This is a genomic window from Blastococcus litoris, assembly GCF_003075095.1.
GTDB classification, from domain to species: Bacteria; Actinomycetota; Actinomycetes; order Mycobacteriales; family Geodermatophilaceae; genus Blastococcus_B; species Blastococcus_B litoris.
This window is the reverse complement of record NZ_QCZF01000011.1, coordinates 1-16571: the sequence shown is the minus strand read 5'-3', so window position 1 is coordinate 16571 and position 16571 is coordinate 1. Positions and strand designations below refer to the sequence as shown.

The 16571-nt window shown below is 74.3% G+C and carries 12 protein-coding genes and 1 pseudogene; 6 read left to right on the top strand and 7 right to left on the bottom strand.

The features are described 5' to 3' along the window. The first annotated feature begins 45 nt into the window (after window positions 1-45). Both DCS98_RS19600 and DCS98_RS23150 read left to right on the top strand, forming a co-directional pair. Entirely contained in the window at window positions 46-828 is a 783-nt protein-coding gene (locus tag DCS98_RS19600; protein WP_116453087.1) for a hypothetical protein, read from the top strand. A 110-nt stretch (window positions 829-938) separates the two neighbouring features. After that, window positions 939-1535 (top strand): hypothetical protein, encoded by a 597-nt coding sequence (locus DCS98_RS23150; protein ID WP_164704670.1) that lies wholly within the window; start codon window positions 939-941, stop codon window positions 1533-1535. Between the two features lie 61 nt (window positions 1536-1596). Here the strand turns inward: DCS98_RS23150 and ilvC are convergent, their stop codons facing one another. The 6 genes from ilvC to ilvD all read right to left on the bottom strand — a co-directional run bounded on the left by ilvC (window position 1597) and on the right by ilvD (window position 12476). Then, window positions 1597-2625, bottom strand: coding sequence for a ketol-acid reductoisomerase (gene ilvC, locus DCS98_RS19590; protein WP_116453085.1), 1029 nt, complete (start codon window positions 2623-2625; stop codon window positions 1597-1599). 62 nt (window positions 2626-2687) lie between these two features. Then, window positions 2688-3215, bottom strand: coding sequence for an acetolactate synthase small subunit (gene ilvN, locus DCS98_RS19585; protein WP_116453084.1), 528 nt, complete (start codon window positions 3213-3215; stop codon window positions 2688-2690). Between the two features lie 2 nt (window positions 3216-3217). After that, complete coding sequence (locus DCS98_RS19580; RefSeq protein ID WP_116453083.1) at window positions 3218-5128, bottom strand: acetolactate synthase large subunit; 1911 nt, start codon at window positions 5126-5128, stop codon at window positions 3218-3220. 182 nt (window positions 5129-5310) lie between these two features. Beyond that, window positions 5311-8016: a putative bifunctional diguanylate cyclase/phosphodiesterase gene (locus DCS98_RS19575; RefSeq protein ID WP_116453082.1), complete on the bottom strand. Its 2706-nt coding sequence runs from the start codon at window positions 8014-8016 to the stop codon at window positions 5311-5313. After that, on the bottom strand, window positions 8013-10655 hold the full coding sequence (locus DCS98_RS19570; protein ID WP_164704669.1) for a putative bifunctional diguanylate cyclase/phosphodiesterase: 2643 nt from the start codon (window positions 10653-10655) through the stop codon (window positions 8013-8015). Before DCS98_RS19570 ends, DCS98_RS19575 begins: the two co-directional genes overlap by 4 nt. A 108-nt stretch (window positions 10656-10763) precedes the next feature. Beyond that, on the bottom strand, window positions 10764-12476 hold the full coding sequence (gene ilvD / locus DCS98_RS19565) for a dihydroxy-acid dehydratase (RefSeq protein ID WP_116453080.1): 1713 nt from the start codon (window positions 12474-12476) through the stop codon (window positions 10764-10766). Window positions 12477-12562: 86 nt separating this feature from the next. Between ilvD and DCS98_RS19560 the strand changes: the two genes are divergently transcribed. Both DCS98_RS19560 and DCS98_RS19555 read left to right on the top strand, forming a co-directional pair. Next, window positions 12563-13381, top strand: coding sequence for a helix-turn-helix transcriptional regulator (locus tag DCS98_RS19560; protein ID WP_116453079.1), 819 nt, complete (start codon window positions 12563-12565; stop codon window positions 13379-13381). Window positions 13382-13428: 47 nt separating this feature from the next. Next, entirely contained in the window at window positions 13429-13812 is a 384-nt protein-coding gene (locus DCS98_RS19555) for a PH domain-containing protein (protein ID WP_241038432.1), read from the top strand. Here DCS98_RS19555 and DCS98_RS19550 read toward each other — a convergent pair. Next, a complete protein-coding gene (locus tag DCS98_RS19550; protein WP_206340355.1) occupies window positions 13806-14753 on the bottom strand; it encodes a 2-hydroxyacid dehydrogenase in 948 nt (315 codons plus the stop codon). The two genes, DCS98_RS19555 and DCS98_RS19550, sit on opposite strands and share 7 nt — an antisense overlap. Before the next feature lie 48 nt (window positions 14754-14801). Here DCS98_RS19550 and DCS98_RS19545 point away from each other — a divergent pair, with 48 nt between their 5' ends. Together DCS98_RS19545 and DCS98_RS19540 are read left to right on the top strand one after the other, a co-directional pair. Next, window positions 14802-15968 (top strand): PQQ-dependent sugar dehydrogenase, encoded by a 1167-nt coding sequence (locus DCS98_RS19545; RefSeq protein ID WP_116453217.1) that lies wholly within the window; start codon window positions 14802-14804, stop codon window positions 15966-15968. A 145-nt stretch (window positions 15969-16113) separates the two neighbouring features. Next, window positions 16114-16571: pseudogene (locus tag DCS98_RS19540) on the top strand (DUF222 domain-containing protein); the annotation flags it as partial.

Below are 16571 nucleotides of genomic sequence, written 5' to 3'. Positions count from 1 at the left end.
CCTGACCGCGGGAGTCCGGGAACGCCGGCGCCGACGGAGGAGATCATGAGCCAGTCCGACGACCAGGGTCGTTCCGAGTCCAGCACCCCCGGTTCGGGCGGCGACCCCGCCTACGGGCAGCAGCCCCGGTACGGCGAGCAGCAGTACGGGCAGCCCCCGTACGGGGACCAGCAGTACGGGCACCAGCAGTACGGGCAGCAGCAGTACGGGCAGCAGCCCTACGGCCAGCCCCAGTACGGCCAGCAGCCCTACGGGCAGCAGTACGGCCAGCCTGCCCAGGACCCCACGGGGTACGGCCAGCAGCAGTACCCCGGCGCCTACGGGCAGTACGGCCAGGCGCCGGCCTACGGCCAGTACGGGTCGGCCCAGCCGGCCAAGCCGGGCTCGGTCGTCACCGCGTCGGTGCTGGGCTTCGTCTTCGGCGCGCTGGGCGTCATCTTCACCCTGCTCCTGCTGGTGGCCGGGTCCGCGGCCTCGACGTTCTTCGGCGACTTCACCGACAACGACGACGTCGAGAACTCGATCCTCGCCGTCGTCATCCTGTTCGCGGTGCTCATGGCCGCCTGGACGGCCGCGACCATCTGGGGGTCGGTCTGGGCACTGACCGGCCGCAGCCGGGTGCTGCTCCTGGTGGCCGGCTCGATCGCGCTGGCCTTCACCCTGCTCGGCTTCCTGGGCAGCCTCGGGGACGCCGGCAACGGGAACGGCGCCGGCGGGATCATCTGGAGCCTGCTGCTCCTCGCGGGGTCCCTCGCGATCGTGATCCTGCTGTCGCGCCGACCGGCGGCGGACTTCTTCGCCGCCCACCGGGCGCGTCGCGGGCGCTGACGCGCTGTATCCGCCCCGTCCACGGGAAGCTCCCATGACCGGGTGGCGGGCCCTACACTCCGCCACCGACCGCCGCCACGGCGGAGTGGACGCCTAGGAGGAGACGCCCCATGTCCAGCCCCACCTACGGTTCGGACCAGCCAGGTCCGAACCCGAACCACCCGCAGGGAAGTGCTCCTCCGCCGCCGCCCGGGCAGCAGGGCTGGAGCGCTCCTCCGCCGCCGCCGGCGCCGCAGGGCTACGGCGCTGCTCCGGGGGCCCCGGGCGGTTACGGCGCCCCCGGCGGCTACGGCGCTCCGGCCGGCTACGGGGCGGGTCAGCGCCCCGGTCAGGTGACCGCTGCCGCGGTCATCGGCATCGTCATCGGCGGCATCGGGTCGCTGTTCGGGCTGCTCGGCCTGTTCGCGCTCGGGCTGCTGTTCCAGATCAGCGCGATCCTCGGCCTGCTGTTCCTGCTCTCGCTGGCCACCGCGGTCGTCGTCCTGGTGGGCGGCATCCAGGCCATCCAGGGCAAGTCCCCGAGGCTCCTCCTGCTCGGCAGCTACGCCTCGATCGGCGTCCAGCTGCTCTACACGATCTTCGCGATCTCGTACGGGGAGACCTGGTTCTCCGGGCTGCTGTCGTTCGTGCTGCCGATCCTGATCGTGTTCCTGCTGCTCCAGCCGCAGTCGAAGCAGTACTACGCCTCGCGGGGCATCGGCTACTGACCGCCCCCTCACGCGACACGGCCCCCACCGCCTCGAGGCGGTGGGGGCCGTGTCGCGTGGTTCAGCTGCGGGCGGCGGTGCCGGTGTAGTCGTCCGACGCCGACACCCAGCTCATGAGGCCGCGGAGCTTGCGGCCGGTCTCCTCGATCGGGTGCGCCTCGGCCTCGGCCCGGCGGCGCTTGAAGTCCGGCGCCCCGGCGTCCTGGTCGGCGATGAACGCGGCGGCCCAGGAGCCGTCCTTGATCGCGGCGAGCACCTCGCCCATCGACTGCTTGACGCGGGCGTCGATGACCTTCGGGCCGGAGGTGTAGTCGCCGTACTCGGCGGTGTCCGACACCGACCAGCGCTGCTTGGCGATGCCGCCCTCGTACATGAGGTCGACGATCAGCTTCAGCTCGTGGAGGCACTCGAAGTAGGCGACCTCGGGCTGGTAGCCGGCCTCGGTCAGGGTCTCGAAGCCCGCGGTGATCAGCGCGCTGGCGCCACCGCACAGCACCGCCTGCTCGCCGAACAGGTCGGTCTCGGTCTCCTCGGCGAACGTCGTCCTGATGACGCCGGCGCGGGTGCCGCCGATCCCCTTCGCGTAGGACAGCGCGAGCTGCAGGGCGTTGCCGCTGGCGTCCTGCTCGACGGCGACCAGGCAGGGCACGCCCTTGCCGTCGCTGAACTCGCGGCGCACCAGGTGACCGGGGCCCTTCGGCGCCACCATGGCGACGTCGACGCCGGCCGGGGGCTTGATGTAGCCGAAGCGGATGTTGAAGCCGTGGCCGAAGAACAGCGCGTCGCCGTCCTGCAGGTTGGGCTCGACGGACTCGGCGTAGAGCGTCCGCTGCACGTGGTCCGGCGCCAGGATCATGATCAGGTCGGCCTCGGCGGCCGCCTCGGCGGGCGTGACGACGCGGAGGCCCTCGGCCTCGGCCTTCGGCCGGCTCTTGCTGCCCTCGGGCAGGCCGACGCGGACGTCGACACCCGAGTCGCGCAGGGAGAGCGCGTGCGCGTGCCCCTGGCTGCCGTACCCGAGGACGGCGACGGTGCGCCCCTGGATGATCGAGAGGTCGGCGTCGTCGTCGTAGAAGATCTCGGCGGCCATGCGGTGCGTGCTCCTTCGAGTTGTGCTTTATGGCGATAAAGCTCGGATGGGGTGGGGCGGGTTCAGGCGGTGCGCTCGACCGGCCGCAAGGTACCGGCGCCGCTCATCGAGCGCGGACCCCGGCCCAGGGCGACGGTGCCCGACTGCGCCATCTCCTTGATGCCCAGGGGGGCGAGGACGGCGAGCAGCGCCTGCAGCTTGTCCGGCGTGCCGGTCGCCTCGAGGGTGACGGTGTCGGGGTTGACGTCGACCACCCGCGCGCGGAACAGCTCGGCGGTCTGCAGCACCTGCGTGCGCTCCGCCATGGGTGCGCGCACCTTGACCAGCAGCAGCTCGCGCTGGACGGCGGCACCGGAGTCCAGTTCGACGATCTTGATGATCTCGATGAGCTTGTTCAGCTGCTTGGTGATCTGCTCGAGCGGCTGGGTGTCGGCGTCGACCACGATCGTCATGCGGGACAGGTCGGGGTTCTCCGTCGGCCCCACGGCCAGCGACTCGATGTTGAACCCGCGGCGGCTGAACAGGGCCGCGACGCGGGCCAGGACACCGGACTTGTTCTCGACGAGGACCGAGAGCGTGTGGCGGGACATCTCTAGACCTGGCCCTCTCCGAACACGGGCCGCACGTCTCGCGCGGCGAGGATGTCGTCGTTGCTGGCGCCGGCGGCGACCATCGGCCACACCTGGGCGTCGTGGCCGACGACGAAGTCGATGACCACCGGGGCGTCGTCGATCGACATGGCCTTCTCGATGACCGCGTCGACGTCGTCCTTGGTCTCGCACCGCAGCCCCACGCACCCGAGCGCCTCGGCCAGGGTCACGAAGTCGGGGATGCGCACCGGCTTCGGCGTCCCGTCGGGGTTCCGGGCGTGCAGCTTGGTGTTGGAATAGCGGCCCTCGTAGAAGAGCGTCTGCCACTGCCGCACCATGCCCAGGTTGCCGTTGTTGATGACGGCGACCTTGACCGGGATGCCCTCCATGGCGCAGGTGGCGAGCTCCTGGTTGGTCATCTGGAAGCAGCCGTCGCCGTCGATGGCCCACACCGTCGTCTCCGGGCAGCCGTACTTGGCGCCCATGGCGGCGGGGACGGCGTAGCCCATGGTCCCGAGGCCGCCGCTGTTGAGCCACGTGCCCGGCTTCTCGTACTTCACGAACTGGGCGGCCCACATCTGGTGCTGGCCGACGCCCGCGGCGTAGATCGCGTCGGGGCCGGCGATGGCGCCCAGCCGCTCGATCACGTACTGCGGCGACAGCGAGCCGTCCTCGGGCCAGTCGTAGCCGAGCGGGTAGCGGGTCCGCCAGTCGTCCAGCTGGGCCCACCAGGCGGCGAGGTCCGGGGTGCGGCCGGCCTCCTGCTCGCCGCGCAGCGCCTCGACCAGCTGGCCGATGGTCTCCTTGGCGTCGCCCACGATCGGGACGTCGGCCTTGCGGTTCTTGCCGATCTCGGCGGGGTCGATGTCGGCGTGGATGACCTGCGCGTGCGGGGCGAAGCTGGCCAGGTCGCCGGTCACGCGGTCGTCGAACCGGGCGCCGAGGGCCACCAGCAGGTCGGCCTTCTGCAGCGCGGTGACCGCGGTGACGTTGCCGTGCATGCCCGGCATGCCGAGGTTCTGCGGGTGGCTGTCGGGGAACGCGCCCCGGGCCATCAGCGTGGTGACGACCGGCGCGCCGGTGAGCGCGGCCAGCTCGGCCAGCTCCTCGGTGGCCGCGGCCTTGAGCACGCCGCCACCGACGTAGAGCACCGGCTGCCGCGCGGCGGCGAGCAGCGCGGCGGCCTCGCGGACCTGCTTGCCGTGCGGCCGGGTGGTCGGCTTGTAGCCGGGCAGGTCCAGGCGCGGCGGCCAGGAGAAGTCGGTGCTCGCCTGGAGGGCGTCCTTGGAGATGTCGACCAGCACGGGGCCGGGGCGGCCGGTGGCGGCCAGGTGGAAGGCCTCGGCGATCCGCTGCGGGATCTCGTCCGGGTCGGTGATGAGGAAGTTGTGCTTGGTCACCGGCATGGTGATGCCGCGGATGTCCGCCTCCTGGAAGGCGTCCGTGCCGATCGAGCGGCTGGGCACCTGGCCGGTGATCGCGACGATCGGCACCGAGTCCATGTGCGCGTCGGCCAGCGGGGTGACCAGGTTGGTCGCGCCCGGGCCGGACGTCGCCATGCAGACGCCGACCTTGCCGGTGGCCTGCGCGTACCCGGTGGCGGCGTGCCCGGCGCCCTGCTCGTGCCGCACGAGGACGTGGCGCACCGACGAGTCGAACAGCGGGTCGTACGCGGGCAGGATCGCCCCGCCCGGGATGCCGAAGATGACCTCGACCCCGACCGCTTCGAGGGAACGGATGAGGCTCTGCGCCCCGGTGATGCCGGTCGCCGGCTGGGCGGCGGCCTCGGCGACGGACCGGGCGGTGGTCTCGACACCGGCGAGGGCGGCCGCCGCCTCGCGGGTGGCAGCGTCCCGGGCGGCCGGGTCCCCTGAGGAGTGGCGAGCGGCGGGCTCGCTCGGGGTGGTGGTCATCGCGGCGTTCTCCTGGCCTTGCAACGTCGAGGGAGCGGGTGGGGCGTGGGCAACAAAAAACCCCTCGTGCCACAGGCACGGAGGGGTCAGCGCGTCGGTCGCAGGACCGGCGCGCTAGGCGACTACGAGAAGCATGCTGGCGCGAGGCACCTGCACACTGTGCGCCTGGTCGGAGGGGCCCGTCAACCAGCCCGTCCCACCAGATGGACATCGCTGTCCATTTCCGTGGCCGGGTCGAACAGCGCGGGGTCGAACGAGGCGAGGAAGGGCCGCAGGTCCACCAGATCCATCGGGCGGCCCAGGAGCCAGCCCTGGACGTACCGGCAGCGCATCTCCTGCAGCGCGCGCAGCTGCCCGAGGGTCTCGACCCCCTCCGCGACGACGTCCATGCCCAGCGTCCGGCCCAGGTCCACGACCGCCGCGACGAGCGCCGCGCCGCGGGGGTCGCCCTCGATGTCGCCGATGAACTCGCGGTCCATCTTCAGGACGTCGACCGGCAGCCGGGCGAGGTAGGCCAGCGAGGAGTAGCCGCGGCCGAAGTCGTCCAGCGAGATGATGCAGCCCATCTCGCGCAGCGTCGCCAGGTCGCTCTCCAGCCGGTCCTCGGCGTCGAGGAGCACCGACTCGGTGACCTCGATCATGAGCCGGTCCGGGGCCAGACCCGAGTCGGCGAGCGCCTGCGCCACGTCCGGCGCGAGGCAGCCGGCCTGCAGGTGCCGGACGGACACGTTGACGCCGAGCTTGAGGTCGCGCCCCTCGGACACGAGGCCGGCGAAGTCCGCGGTCGCCCGCCGCAGCACCCACTGCTGCAGGGGCACGATCAGACCGTCACCCTCGGCGAGGGCGATGAACTCGTCGGGCGGCACGGTGCCGAGGACCGGGTGGTCCCACCGCACGAGCGCCTCCAGGCCCAGGATGCGGCGCTCCTCGACGCCGGCGACCGGCTGGTAGACGACGCGGAACTGCCCCTGCTCGATCGCCTCGGGCAGGTCGTGGGCGAGCCGGGCCCGGCGGCCCATCGCCGTGTCGACGGCCTGGCCGGCGGTGCGCACGCAGCTCTTGCCGGCGGCCTTGGCGGCGCGCAGCGCGACGTCGGCCCGCCGGATGGTGGCGGAGGTGTCGTCGGCCGGGTCCAGCTCCGTGACGCCGATGCTGCCGGAGATGTCGAAGACCACGCCGTCGGTGTGGGCGGCGGTCCCGACCGCCGGCCGCACCGTGCGGAGGTCGGCCACGATCCGCTCGGCGAGCGCGGTGGCCTCCTCCAGCCCGTCGGTCACGAGCACCGCGAACTCGTCACCGCCCAGGCGTCCCACCAGGTCGCCGTCGCGGACGTTGGCCCGCAGCCGTTCCGCCACCTGGACGAGCAGGTGGTCGCCGGCCTCGTGCCCGGCGACGTCGTTGACCGGCTTGAACCCGTCGAGGTCCAGGAGCAGCAGGCTGGCCGCCCGGCCCGTGCCGACACGTGCCCGTGCGGCCGACAGGCCGGCCATGAGGCGGGCGCGGTTGGGCAGCCCGGTGAGGAAGTCGGTGTACGCCAGCCGCTCGAGCTCCCGCTGGCTGGAGCGCCGCTCGGTGACGTCGCGCAGGTGCAGCACCAGGCCGTCCCGCAGGGCGGTGCCGGGGACGCCGGCGCGCGCGGCGCCGGTGATCTCGACGTCGCGCCACCCGCCGTCCTGCGTGCGGAGGCGGACCGTGGCGGGCAGGCCGTCGGCCGGCGCGCCGGACAGCACGGCCGATGCCCGCGCGACCATGCTCCGGTCGTCGGGGTGCAGCAGCTCGGTGAGGTTGCGGCCGGTGAGGTCCTGCGAGGTCCAGCCGAGCTGGGTGCGGACGGCACCGGAGAGCCAGGTGACGGTCCCGGTGGCGTCGACCACGGCGGTCACGTCCTCGGCGCTGGACACCAGCGCGCGGAAGTACGCCTCGGTCCGCTGGAGCCGCCCGGTGAGCCGGGCGCCGTCGCGGGCCCAGAGCAGCTGGCGGACGAAGCTCAGGCTCAGCAGGCCGCCGAGGCCGACGCCCTCGAGCACCGTGGGCGCGCGACCGGTGAACAGCTGCACGAGCACGAAGGCCCCGACCGCGTAGGCCGACACCGTGCTCACGCAGAACCCGAGCAGCGGCAGGCCGGCGGAGGGCTCGAGCACCTCGGCGGGCTCACCCGGGTCGGAGTCGACGGCGCGGACGGCGGCGGCGAGCATCGCCGTCCAGGCCACCACGGTCAGCATCTCCGACATCGCGCTGCCGAGGACCCGGCCCAGTGCGCCGGACACCGCGACGACGGTCATGGCGACCACCGCGGCGAGCAGCCACGCGGCGGCGCGCCGGCGGGTGTCGTGCACGCGGGCCAGGGCGATCAGGCCGACGCCGCAGAGCAGCGCGCCGACCGCCGGGTAGCCGACGGTGATGAGGGCCGACGCGAGGCCGTCGGTGCGCGCCACGACGTCGCGGAGGACCACGGCCCCGAGGAGCGCCACGGCCACCAGCACGATGGCGCCGTCGAGGAGGATGCGCGAGCCGATGCGGCGCCCCGTGCTGGGCGGGAGGAGCAGGAGGCAGGCCGTGACGACGGTCGGGACGGCCAGCAGCGTGGGCACGTCGCCCCAGTTGCCGCGCTCGGGGCCGCCCCACGTGAAGGTGGCCACCGCCTGCCCGACCGCGAGGAGCGCCCCGGCGAGGCCGACGGCCCGCCAGGGGCGCGCCGAGCGGGCCGGGAGCCGGGCCGCGTGGCGGATCAGGACCACCGCGGCGACGCCCGAGGCCAGGCCTAGCAGGGGCGCGGCCAGCGCGGCGGCGGCCGAAGGCGCGGCCAGCCGCAGCACCGTCATGACGAGCGCGATCGCGGCGAGCAGGAGGTAGGTCGCCCGCGAGCCGCGCCGGAGGGCGGAGGTCATCGGGCACCCACCAGACCGGGCAGGAGCACGTCGTCGCCGTCGGTGAGCAGCTCGAGGAAGCCGGTCAGGGACAGCGGGCGCGAGATGACGAAGCCCTGGGCGAACCCGCAGCCGAAGCCGGTGAGCGCGGCGAGCTGGGCCGTCGTCTCGACGCCCTCGGCGACGACGTCGAGCCCCAGCGCCCGGCCGATGCCCACGACCGACTCGCACAGCGCCCGGCTCTGCGGGTCCCGGTCGATGCGGGTGATCAGCGAGCGGTCGAGCTTCACGATGTCGATCGGCAGCCGCGTCAGGTGGGCCAGCGCCGACGACTGGCCGCCGAACCCGGTGAGGGCCACGTGCACGCCCATGAGCCGCAGGCTGGAGATGTCGAGGTGCAGGCGCTCGTCGTCGGCACCGCCGGCCGGCGCGCCGACCTGGAGGACCAGGCGCTCGGCCGACAGCCCGGAGCGGGCGAGGGCCGACTCCACGTCGCCGACGACGGTGCCGCCGGCGAGGTAGCCGGCCGAGACCTTCATCCCGATGCGCAGCGGCGCACCGCTGACGGGCAGCGCGGCGGCGGCGGTGGCGGCCTCCTCGAGGCCCCAGCGGACGAGCTCGCCGATCAGGCCGGCGCGCTCGGCGACCGGGATGAACTCGGTCGGCGCGATCTCACCGAGGGTGCCGTGCCGCCACCGCAGCTCGGCTTCGACGCCGGTGATCCGCTGCTGCTCGAGGGACACGATCGGCTGGAACAGCAGGTAGAGCTCGTCCCGGCCGCGGGCGCTGCGCAGGTCGTGCCGCAGCCGCTCCCGGCGTGCGGCGGCGTCGCCGAGCGAGACGTCGTAGCGGCGGGCGGTGCCCTCGCCCGCCTCGTGGGCGGCGCGCACGGCCAGATCGGCCCGCTCGAGGACCGCCTCGACACCGATGCCGGGCTCGATGGACACGATCCCGATCCCGGCCGTGAGCTCCACGAGCCCGGCCTGCGTGACGATCGGCTGCTCGACCACCGACAGGCACCGGTTGGCCAGCCGGTCGGCGTCGGCGTCCTCGCCCAGGGCCAGGACGGCGAAGGCGCCGCCGCCGAGCCGGGCGACGGTGTCCTCGCCGCGCACCGTGGCGCGCAGCCGGCGGGCGATCTCGGTCATCGCGGCGCTGGCGGTGTCGCGGCCGGCGTTCTCGCGGACCGTGGCCAGCCCGACGATCTCGATCATCAGGAAGGTCGACGGGACGTCCTGCGGCTCGGTCAGCGTCGCCTGCAGGGTCGACAGCACACCTGCCTGGTTGGGCAGACCCGTCATCGGGTCGGTGTAGGCGATGCCCTGCAGCGCCTGCTCGCGGGCGTGCCGCTCGGTCATGTCGCGGCAGTGCAGGACGACGGCGCCGACATCGGGGTCGCGGCGCAGGTCGGAGACGCCGGCCTCCAGGTAGCGCCAGTCCCCCTCCGCGTCGTGCAGGCGGACGGTCAGCAGGCCGGCGTCGGTGGCGACCGGCGCGGAGAGGGCGCCGGCCTCCGGCAGCGCGGCCGTCAGGGCCGGGACGTCGTCGGGGTGGACGCAGGCGAGCAGGGGCTGCCCCACCAGGCGCGTCGCCGCCTCCCCGAGGGCCCGGTCCAGCGCCGGCGAGGCCCAGGTGATGCGCAGGTCGTCGTCCAGGATGACGACGGCGTCGCCCGAGGACTGGACCACGGACCGGAAGTAGGACTCGCTGCGCCGCAGACGGGCGGTGAGGCGGTTCTCCTCGCGCGCGGTCATCCACCGGTGCAGGGCGGCCAGCGCCACGCAGAAGACCAGACCGACGACCATCCCGCTGGTCGGACGCTCACCGGTCAGCGAGACGGCGCCGACACTGGCCACGGCGGCGAACAGCGCGAGGTGCGGCAGGACCTGCCCGAGGTCGAACGAGCGCCGTCCCTGTCGTCGGTGGGTGTCCTCGACCGGCCGGGCGTCCAGCAGGACGGCGAGGGAGAGCAGCAGGAGCCCGGCGGCGACCGGGAAGCGCGCCGCACCCAGGGGCACCGGCGAACCGCCGAGCATCGCCGACGTGCTCAGCCCCCGGCCGGCGGTCAGCAGGGCCGTGCCGGCCAGGAGCACGACGGCCATCGTCCGACGGCTGGGCTCGACGGCGCCCAGCGCCGTGAGAGCCGCGGCCATCGTCGCCGAGGTCGTGAGCACCGCGGCGCCGAGCACCACGCGCTCGTCGAGCCCGAGCGCGGACCAGCGGCCGGCCGGACCCACGACGAGCAGGCTGACCATGATCAGCGACGCGAAGAGGAACAGGGCCACCTCGACCACGGCCCTCGGCCGGGCGCGCAGCCCGCGGCAGTCGACCAGGCTGAGGATCGCGATGATGGCGATCAGGTAGCCGGGGACCGTCGGCACCCAGCGGAGGACCGCCAGCTGGACGGGTTCGACCGGAGAGGCGACCGCCGCCACGAGCGCGGCGGCCACGGGGAACAGGGGTGCCAGCGCGAACAGCCGCCAGGCCCGCGGGCGGGCCGTGCGGGCAGCGGTCGTCCAGAGCACGGCCGCGGCGAGCAGGCCGGCGCCCACGACGGCGATCTCACCGGCGGCGTGCAGCGCGGGGCGCGCCGCGGCCAGCGCGCACCCGAGGGCGACCGGCACAGCGGCGGCGAGCAGCCACCATCGACGAGAGTCCACACCGTCCTCTCGGCAGCGTCACCGGGGAGGACGAGCCGCCCGCGGACGCCGTCACCCATCGGGGTGAAGCGCCCCGAACCGGTGACCAGGGGTGACGGTGCGCCCCGATCAGCCGCAGATGGCGCCCTGCGCGGCCGATCCGACGAGCTTGGCGTACTTGCCGAGGACGCCGGTGGTGTAGCGCGGGGGCAGCGGCTCCCAGCCGACCTTCCGACGGGCCAGCTCGTCGTCGTCCACGAGCAGGTCGAGCGTGCGGGCGGCGAGATCCAGCCGGATCCGGTCGCCGTCCCGGACGTGGGCGATCGGGCCGCCGTCGGCCGCCTCGGGCGCGACGTGGCCGACGCACAGGCCCGTCGTCCCGCCGGAGAACCGGCCGTCGGTGAGCAGCAGGACGTCCTTCCCGAGGCCCGCGCCCTTGATCGCGCCGGTGACGGCGAGCATCTCCCGCATGCCCGGGCCGCCACGGGGGCCCTCGTACCGGATGACGACGACGTCGCCGGCCTGCAGCGTGCCCTCGGTGACGGCGTCCATCGCGCCCTGCTCGCCGTCGAAGACGCGCGCGGTGCCCTCGAAGACCTCCGCGTCGAACCCGGCCGACTTCACGACCGCGCCCTCCGGCGACAGCGACCCGCGCAGGATGGTGAGGCCGCCGGTCGCGTGGATCGGGTTGTTCATCGCGTGCACGATCGTGCCGTCGAGGTCCGGCGGCGCGATCTCGGCCAGGTTCTCGGCCATCGTCTTGCCGGTGACGGTGAGCGCGTCGCCGTGCAGCAGCCCGGCGTCGAGCAGCGCCCGCAGCACGACCGGGACGCCCCCGACGCGGTCGATGTCGGTCATGACGAAGCGGCCGAAGGGCTTGACGTCGGCCAGGTGCGGGGTGCGGTCCCCGATCCGGTTGAAGTCGTCGAGCGTGAGGTCGACCCGCGCCTCGTGCGCGATGGCCAGCAGGTGGAGGACGGCGTTGGTCGAGCCACCCAGGGCCATGACGACGGTGATGGCGTTCTCGAACGCCTCCTTGGTCATGATCTGGCGGGCGGTGATGCCCTTGCGCAGCAGGTTGACGACCGCCTCGCCCGAGGCGACGGCGAACGCGTCTCGACGGCTGTCGGGCGCCGGCGGCGCGGCGCTGCCGGGCAGTGCCATGCCGAGCGCCTCGGCGACGCTGGCCATCGTGTTGGCGGTGTACATGCCGCCGCAGGAGCCCTGACCGGGGCAGGCGGCCTTCTCGATCGCGGTCAGCTCGTCGCGGGTGATCAGGCCGCGCGCGCAGGCGCCGACGGCCTCGAAGACGTCGATGATCGTCAGGTCGTCGCGGTCACCGAGCGTCCCGGGCAACGTGGAGCCGGAGTAGAGGAAGACGCTGGCCAGGTCGAGGCGCGCGGCGGCCATGAGCATGCCGGGCAGCGACTTGTCGCAGCCGGCCAGCAGGACCGAGCCGTCCAGGCGCTCGGCGAACATGACCGTCTCGACCGAGTCGGCGATGACCTCCCGGGAGACCAGCGAGGCGCGCATGCCCTCGTGCCCCATCGAGATGCCGTCGGAGACCGAGATGGTGCCGAACTCCAGGGGGAACCCGCCGGCGGCGTGCACGCCCTCCTTGGCGCGCTTGGCCAGCCGGTCCAGGGAGAGGTTGCACGGGGTGATCTCGTTCCAGGACGACGCGACGCCGATCTGCGGCTTGCTGAAGTCCTCGTCCTGCATGCCGACGGCACGCAGCATGGCGCGGGCGGGGGCCTTCGCGTCCCCGTCGGTCACCTCGCGGCTGCGGGGCTTCAGGTCGGCGGTGCCAGTGCCTGCGGGGCGTTCCTCGAGCGTCGTCACGAGCGCCGATGCTAGGCCGGTCGTCGCCGGGGACAAGGAGAGCGTCGATACTGGTACCGGTACCACCACCGAGTCCGGGAGATCCCATGTCGTCGTCCCGTCGCGAGCTCGCCGACTTCCTCGCCTCGCGCCGTCGTCAGCTCGACCCGCGGGAGGCCGGCCTGCCGTCCGGCGGCGCGCGGCGCACACCGGGGCTGCGCCGCGAGGAGGTCGCGCTGCTGTCGGGCGTGAGCCACACCTGGTACACGTGGCTCGAGCAGGGACGCGACATCCGGCCCTCCCGGCAGGTCGTCGACGCGCTCGCCCGCACGCTCCGGATGTCACCGGCCGAGCACGAGTACGTCCTGCGCCTGGCCGGGCACGGCGGGTCGGTCGCGGCCAGGGCGCCCGACGGCATGCCCTCCCACGTGCAGCGGCTGGTGGACGCGCTCGGCTCCTCCCCCGCCTACGTCATCACGTCGAGCTGGTCGATCGTCGGGTGGAACCGCGCCTACGAGCGGTTCTACCCGGGGGTGGCGGCCTGCCCGGACGACGAGCGAAACCTCCTCTGGCTGGTGTTCACCGATCCCGCGGTGCGGGAGCTGCTGGGTGACTGGACCGCGGACAGCCGGCGCTTCCTCACCCAGTTCCGCGCCGAGGTCGGCCCCCGCCTCGCCGATCCGGAGGTGGTCGACCTGGTCGCCCGGCTGGAGGCGGCCAGCCCGCACTTCCGGGCCGGCTGGGCCAGCCACGACGTCGACAGGTTCAGCTCGGGCGAGCGGCGGTTCGAGCACCCGGAGGTCGGGACGCTGCTCCTCGAGCACCACCAGCTGACCCCCGCCGACGCGCCGGGGCTCCAACTCGTCGTCTACACCGCCGCGGTGGGCACGGACTCCGCCGCCAAGCTCGCACGGATGACGGCGTGAGCGCCGGGCCGCCGGCGTCCCGGCGCCGTCTGGGAGCATCGGCAGACGTGGCCGCCCCTGCCCGTCTGCGGATGAACCGGACCGCGCTGCTCCCCGTCGGACTGCTCGCGGTGTGCGCGGTGCCGCTGGCGTTCGGCGCCCCGCCCTGGACCTTGCCGGTCCTGCTCGTCCCCGTGGTCGCCGCCCTCTGGGTGCTGCGGGTCGGCGTGGACATCGGCGACGACGCCGTCACCGTGCGGTCGCTCGCCGCCGAGCGCCGGGTGCCGTGGACCGAGATCGCCGGGCTCCGCGTCGCCCCCCGCGGCGACCTGTGGCTGGTGACGACGCACGGCACGGAGGTGCACCTGCCGGTGATGCGGGCGCGCGACCTGCCCCTGCTCGCCAGCGCCTCGGGCGGCCGGATCGACGTCCCGCCGCCGCCGGCTCAGTAGCTCCCGACGACGTTCTCCAGCGGCTGACCGGCCAGGATCCGCTCGACCTGGTCGGTGACGGCAGCCGCGGCCCGGGCGTTGGTCTCGGGCACCGCTCCCCCGACGTGCGGGGTCAGCAGCAGGCCGGGCGCCTCCCACAGCGGGTGACCCCCGGGCAGCGGCTCGGGGTCGGTGACGTCGAGGGCGGCCCGGAGGCGGCCGGCGCCGAGCTCGGCCAGCAGCGCGTCGGTGTCGACGACGACCCCGCGGGCGGCGTTGACCAGGAGCGCGCCGTCGGGCATGGCCGCCAGGAAGCCGGCGTCGACCATGCCGGTGGTCTCCGGTGTCACCGGGACGACGACGACGACGACGTCGGCGTGCGGGAGCAGGGCCGGCAGTTCCTCCATGGCGTGGACCCCGTCGCGGGCGGTGCGGGCGACGTAGGTCAGCCGCACGTCGAAGCCGACCAGCATCCGGCCGATCGCACGGCCGATGTCACCGGCGCCCACCACGAGGACGCGGGCGCCGACGAGCGACCGGTGCGTCCTCGAGGTCCACCGGCCCGCCTCCTGCTCCCGCACGAAGAACGGGATGCCGCGCTGCGCCGCCAGGGTGGCGGCGACCGCCCACTCCGCAGTCGACGGCGTGTGCGCCCCGCGCGCGTTGCAGAGCAGGACACCTTCGGGCAGCCGCCCGGCGAAGTTCTCCGCCCCGGCGCTGAGCAGCTGGACCAGCCGGAGCCCCGGCAGGGCGTCGAAGAAGTCCCGCCCCGGTAGCGCGGCGCCGCCCGACCGGGGCACCCACACCTGTGCGAGCGCGGCCTCACCGGCGGGCAGACCGTCGGCCGGGTCGAAGCGGTGCGCTCGGACGCGCGGGGAGAGCGCCTCGACCGCCGCTCCGATGGCCCGGGAGGGCACGAGGACGTGGAGGGTCTCGTCGGGGTCCAGCGGGAGCTGCGGCACGGCTGGACTCTAGGCGGCGACCCGTCGGGCGCACGTACTGTGATCCGGGTGGGACGACGGCCGGGACGACGCACCGCGCGGGTGCTCGCCGTCGTGCTGGCCGCCGCCGTCCTGACCGGCTGCGGCGACGACGGCTACGAGCCCAGCGGCCCGTTCCGCCCGCTCCCCGAGGGGGCGCCGCCGGAGGTGGGGCCGCCCACGTCGCAGGCCCCGGTGCCGGGTCAGCCCGCGGAACCGGGCTCGGGCGAGGAGGGCGGCGACCCCAACGTCGTCGCGTCCGGGCTGGCGGTGCCCACCGGGCTCGTGGTGCTCCCGGACGGCAGCGCGATCGTCGGCGAGCGCGACACCGGCCGGCTGCTGCAGGTGTTCGCCGACCGCTCCCCCGCGCGCGAGCTCATGACCGTGCCCGGCATCGACACCGCCGGTGACGGCGGGCTGCTCGGGCTGGCCGCCTCGCCGACCTACCTCGAGGACGGGCTGCTCTACGCGTACGTCTCCACCGCGACCGACAACCGGGTGGTGCGCTTCCCCCTCGGCGGGACCCCGAACCCCGTGTTCACCGGCATCCCGCGCGGCGAGCGGCACAACGGAGGTGGCCTGGTCTTCGGCCCCGACGGCCACCTCTTCGTCGGCACCGGCGACGCGGGCGACCCGGTCCGAGCGCAGGACCCGAACTCCCTGAACGGGAAGGTGCTGCGGATCGACGTCTTCGGCCGGCCCGTGGGTCCCACCCCGGTCTACAGCCGCGGGCACCGCGACGTGACGGCCCTGTGCCAGGTGGTCGTGGCCGACGAGGAGGCCCAGGAGGAGCCGATCGCCACCCTCTACGCCACGGACGACGCGACCGAGGGTCCCGACGCGGTCGACCTGGTCACCGAGGGCGCCGACTACAGCGTCGTGGCGCCGCTGATCGAGGTGCCGGCGGAGGAGGGCGGCCCGGGCGGGTGCGCCGCGGTCGGCGGTGCGGTCTTCCTGGGCGCGCTCGACGGCCAGCGGATCCACGCGTTCGCCCTCGACGGCACCGGTGCGGTGGTCGGCGACCCGGAGGAGTTCCTGGGCGGGCAGTACGGCCGGCTGCGCACCGTCGTCCTCGACGCCGAGGGCGCCCTGTGGATCACCACGTCCAACCGCGACGGCATCGGTACGCCGGTCGAGGAGGACGACCGGGTGCTCCGGATCCTCCCGCCGTCCGCGGCAGGCACCTCACCGCTCTGAACCGAGGTGCCGCGGCCGGCGCCGCCGGCGTTCCCGCCGCTGACGGTTCCGTCGGGCCGGCGGCCGCGAGCCTGACCAGCCAGAACTGTCGTACCCCGCGCGTACGTTCGCTCATGTGTTCGAGGGTGGTGGGTTCGGGGTCGGCGTGACGGTCACGTCCGTCGACGTGGGCCCGCCGGAGCCGGAGTTCCTGCCGGCGGGGGTGACCGCCCGGGATACGCGGCTCGGTGAGCTGCTGCCGGTCTCCTCGCGCACCGACGCCGAGCTGGCCGTCGAGCTGCAGCGGATCGAGCAGGCGGAGGGGCAGCTGGCCGCCTACAAGCTGGAGGTGGTCGCCGAGCTCGCCGACCGCCGCCCCGACACCCACGACCGGCAGATCGGTGAGCCGGGTGCGGCGTCGCCGGACTGGCTGCCCGGGCCGGGCCGGGAGCCGGCGGCGGGGGTGAGCGAGTTCTTCGCCGACGAGCTGGCGATCATCCTGGGCTGCTCCCGGACGGCGGCGACGAAGCTGGCCGACTGCGCGCTGCTGCTGCGCGACCGGCTGCCCGCGACGTGGGCGGCGCTGGCCGACGGGGAGGTGGACTGGCCGCGGGCCCGGGCGCT